Below are 362 nucleotides of genomic sequence, written 5' to 3' on the forward strand. Positions count from 1 at the left end.
CCGGCGGGCTCGTCGAGCAGCAGGATCTTCGGATCGGCCGCGAGTGCGCGCGCCAGCTCGACGCGCTTCTGCGTGCCGAAGGGCAGGCCGGAGACCACGGTGTGGGCGACGTCCTCGAGGTCGAGATAGGCGAGGATCTCGTGCACCTTCTTGTTGACGCTGGTTTCGCTGCGGCGAACCCAGGCAAGCTTCAGGGAGTCGCTGATGATGTCGCTCGAGGTCCTCGAATGCGCGCCGACGCGGACGTTGTCCATCACCGAGAGATTCGGAAACAGTGCCACGTTCTGGAAGGTGCGGCCGATGCCGATCTCGGCGATCCGGTGCGGCGGCCGCGTCAGGATGCTCGCGCCCTCCATCAGGAT

Annotated in this window: 1 protein-coding gene; it reads right to left on the reverse strand. The window is 66.3% G+C overall.

Annotated elements, in window-relative coordinates; genetic code table 11:
- The coding region (locus RAD04_RS38500) for an ATP-binding cassette domain-containing protein (RefSeq protein ID WP_461627945.1) at positions 1-362 on the reverse strand (362 nt) is incomplete at both ends.

This window comes from Bradyrhizobium sp. 25ACV, from assembly GCF_054863005.1.